This is a genomic window from Candidatus Zixiibacteriota bacterium, from assembly GCA_022865345.1.
Taxonomy (GTDB): Bacteria; Zixibacteria; MSB-5A5; order MSB-5A5; family RBG-16-43-9; genus RBG-16-43-9.
Genome location: JALHSU010000054.1, coordinates 1 through 3,116 on the forward strand (window position 1 = coordinate 1; position 3,116 = coordinate 3,116).

A 3,116-nucleotide genomic window follows, 5' to 3' on the forward strand; every position below is an offset into this window, starting at 1 on the left:
CATGACGGGAGCGTTGACCACTTGCAGGATGCCTTGAAGATTATGGCACAGCTACAACTGGGTAAAACACTGACCGATGCCCAGGCTGGCGATATTGTGGCTTTCTTAAAATCATTAACCGGGCAAATACCGGAAGAGGCGCTGAGGGTGCCAGTGCTTCCGGCTGAAGAATAGAGTTGTGATTTGTGGAGTGTAAAGCTTCAGCTTTACTTTTTATTTAGAAGGTTTTTGTAAAATGTGGGGACAGAACAGTTTTCTGTCCTTTTCTTTTTTTTCTAACATTATAACTAAATTTTAGTTGCATTTTCAGGTATATTTATATAAACTTACTTGAGATTTAATTAAAAAGTAGTAGGTCAATTATTCCCTTGCCTGTTTGATTAGATATGTCTTATTCAGAGGGAGAATAAGTCTTAAGCAAATGAATAAATAAATAATGAATATAACATTTTAGAAAATAGCTGGAGGCTTAATATGAGTATCAAGACAAAAGTATTTATTAGTTTTGATTATGATCACGACAAGGATTTGCTTATTGGGCAAGCAAAAAACGAAAACTCACCATTTTATATTGCGGACTATTCCGTTAAAGAAGAACTTTCTGGAGATTGGAAGGAGAAAGTCAGAGCGCGGATAAAAAAGGTTGAACAAGTGATTATTATGTGCGGTGAATATACTGATTCTGCCACTGGAGTAAATGCTGAAATCAAGATAGCTCAGGAAGAAAATATTCCGTATTTTCTTCTATATGGTAGAAGCGATAAGAAATGTCTCAAGCCCAAAAATGCAAATGGCTCCGATAAAATGTATAGATGGGCTTGGGATAATCTTGAAGCGTTGATAGGTGGAGCAAGATGAACGAGTCAAATTCTCTTTTCAAAGTGACGGAAGAGGAATACGGACAGGATTATAAGAAACACTTATTTGCACAATATAAGATTTATGTCGAAAGCATGGATAGAATAAGTGATCGTAGACAGAATGCAAATAACTATTTCATTACGATTAACACTATTTTAATTTCATTTATGGGTGTGCTTTTTCAGATAAAGATATTCGAAAGCATTATGTGGCTTAAATCACTTGTTACATTCGTTGGAGTTATTATATGCATCATTTTTTGGTTCTTATTACGTTCATACAAACAGCTGAATAAGGGCAAATTTAGAGTGATTCATGAAATAGAGAAAAAACTACCAATCGCACTCTATGACTATGAATGGAAGATTTTAGAAGAGGGAAAAAACAAAAGGGTCTACTATCCCTTCTCACATATTGAGATGATTATTCCTTGGGTGTTCGGTATAGTTTATATAGTGTTAGGAGTTTTATTTTTTAAATGCAGTTAGGATTAAAGGAGGTTAATGATGGGCAAAAATCAACATGTAGTAAAAACAGATGACGGCTGGGGTGTTCGCGGTGAAGGTAATTCCCGTTTAACTTCAGAACACCGGACAAAAACGGCTGCCCAAAATGCTGGGCGAAAGATTGCACAACATCAACATTCTGAATTGATTATTCATGGTCGAGATGGTAAAATACAAGATAAAGATAGCTATGGTAAAGATCCATGTCCACCAAAGGATCGCAAACATTAATTTTTTTTAAAGTTTTAGAACTCAATTAATTAAACATTGCAAAGCCTGCTTGACTATCTATATGTTTGAGTGGATAACAATAAGATTGTCAAACATGTCTCTGGACATAGTTGATCTACGTGAACTCATCCTTTAATAGATTAATATTATTGATGTAAAGAATTATATTCTCCCTTATAGACTATGTGATTAGTATAAGATTTATTTAAGGATACAATAAAGAAATCGATGAGGATGAAAATAGGTGTATATTTTTGGGGCTGCAATAAGCTTGATTGGCAAGCTTTTGAATATCTATTATTGACGCTTAACAAAACACAATCTTTATTCGAGTTTGAAGTTCATTCATCAGAAATTTTTAGAAAAGGACCAGAGATTCGTGGTAAAGTAGATTTCGACAGTAATATAATATTCGATCAGTTTAAAAAAGCTCTGATACTTTACCGTCAGGAAATCCAAAATATAACTTCTGATCCAAATACCAACTTTGATCAAAGCGGCTCATCAATATCTGAGTATGCAATTGCTATTATTGAGAGGAAAGTGAAGGGTGAATTCTATGTTGTAACTGATAGTCCCTTTGCAATCATTTCAATTGGTGACTGGAGGAAGAAATACGCACCACCTTCAGCTGTAGAATTTTTGCTTTCAACGATAATCGGAGCATGTGTTGAACTTTTGGACAAAGAAAATAAGATTTCTCATCATGTAGCCACTAGGGGGTGTTTATTTGATTTTAATAATTCAGTAAATGATGCAAAAAATAGTGTCCTAATTAAGTATATCTGCAGTGACTGCGAAGATAAAATAAAAAACACTTTTGGTGAAGATTTCATTAAAGAGCTAAAGAAAATTACTGATAGAGATTGGATCGGAAACTATAATGATGTTGGTTCTGTAGCGTACAATCTTAAGAGAGTATTTTATTACGATTTAACCAAAACTAGAGGTTTTAAAGCTTCTCCGATGGAAAGGATTAGTCAAAAATTCACAGAAACTTTTGCAGAAACTGCTGCAAAAACTTTCTTTGTAATTATTATCGTCATAATCATTACTGTTTTAGGACTCAAAGGCTTACTTCAGTATATAAAGTAGATTTGATTAGTTTGTAGGTCGAACTCTTCCCAGACGAAATAAGAACTCTCACTATACGTCTCATTAAGAAGGAAAAGGAACGTCAGAAACCTACCCTAATACTTAGAATAACCGTTATTTAGGCTGGCAGATTCCTGAATCCACCTAATGACTGTGATCTATTTTTGCCCGTAAGATGGGTAAGATAAATCTATCTTGAGGGCAAGATGGTCTGTATTTTCATCCCTGCCATTATCGCAGTTCTTTAGTCATTATTTCATTTTTGAACTGCAACTTTGACCCTCATAATGTCATTCTGGCATTATCAATTTCTACAGGTCTAAGCTTCAGTAAGGTTAACCTATTGTGAAATAATCACTTAATTAATATTTTATATTTTGGCACTGAACTTGCTTAATATATGAACAGATATGAAACAGGTAA

The 3,116-nt window shown here is 34.1% G+C and carries 4 protein-coding genes; all 4 read left to right on the forward strand.

Annotated elements, in window-relative coordinates; translation table 11 throughout:
* Positions 1–474 precede the first annotated feature (474 nt).
* The 4 genes from MUP17_02250 to MUP17_02265 all read left to right on the forward strand — a co-directional run bounded on the left by MUP17_02250 (position 475) and on the right by MUP17_02265 (position 2,693).
* Positions 475–858 carry a TIR domain-containing protein gene (locus MUP17_02250; protein ID MCJ7457794.1) on the forward strand — a complete coding sequence of 128 codons (384 nt, stop codon included), beginning with the start codon at positions 475–477 and terminating at the stop codon, positions 856–858.
* A complete protein-coding gene (locus MUP17_02255; GenBank protein MCJ7457795.1) occupies positions 855–1,349 on the forward strand; it encodes a hypothetical protein in 495 nt (164 codons plus the stop codon). Before MUP17_02250 ends, MUP17_02255 begins: the two co-directional genes overlap by 4 nt.
* Positions 1,350–1,367: 18 nt before the next feature.
* The gene (locus MUP17_02260; protein MCJ7457796.1) at positions 1,368–1,598 is read left to right on the forward strand and encodes a DUF2188 domain-containing protein; all 231 of its coding nucleotides are present in this window, start codon (positions 1,368–1,370) and stop codon (positions 1,596–1,598) included.
* Between the two features lie 228 nt (positions 1,599–1,826).
* Positions 1,827–2,693, forward strand: coding sequence for a hypothetical protein (locus tag MUP17_02265; GenBank protein ID MCJ7457797.1), 867 nt, complete (start codon positions 1,827–1,829; stop codon positions 2,691–2,693).
* The last annotated feature ends 423 nt before the right edge of the window (positions 2,694–3,116 follow it).

What these genes read in the sequence shown, in the direction of transcription:
- MUP17_02260 (MCJ7457796.1), top strand. Translation starts at nt 1,368, where the DNA reads ATGGGCAAAAATCAACATGTAGTAAAAACAGATGACGGCTGGGGTGTT.
- MUP17_02255 (MCJ7457795.1), top strand. Translation starts at nt 855, where the DNA reads ATGAACGAGTCAAATTCTCTTTTCAAAGTGACGGAAGAGGAATACGGA.
- MUP17_02265 (MCJ7457797.1), top strand. Translation starts at nt 1,827, where the DNA reads ATGAGGATGAAAATAGGTGTATATTTTTGGGGCTGCAATAAGCTTGAT.
- MUP17_02250 (MCJ7457794.1), top strand. Translation starts at nt 475, where the DNA reads ATGAGTATCAAGACAAAAGTATTTATTAGTTTTGATTATGATCACGAC.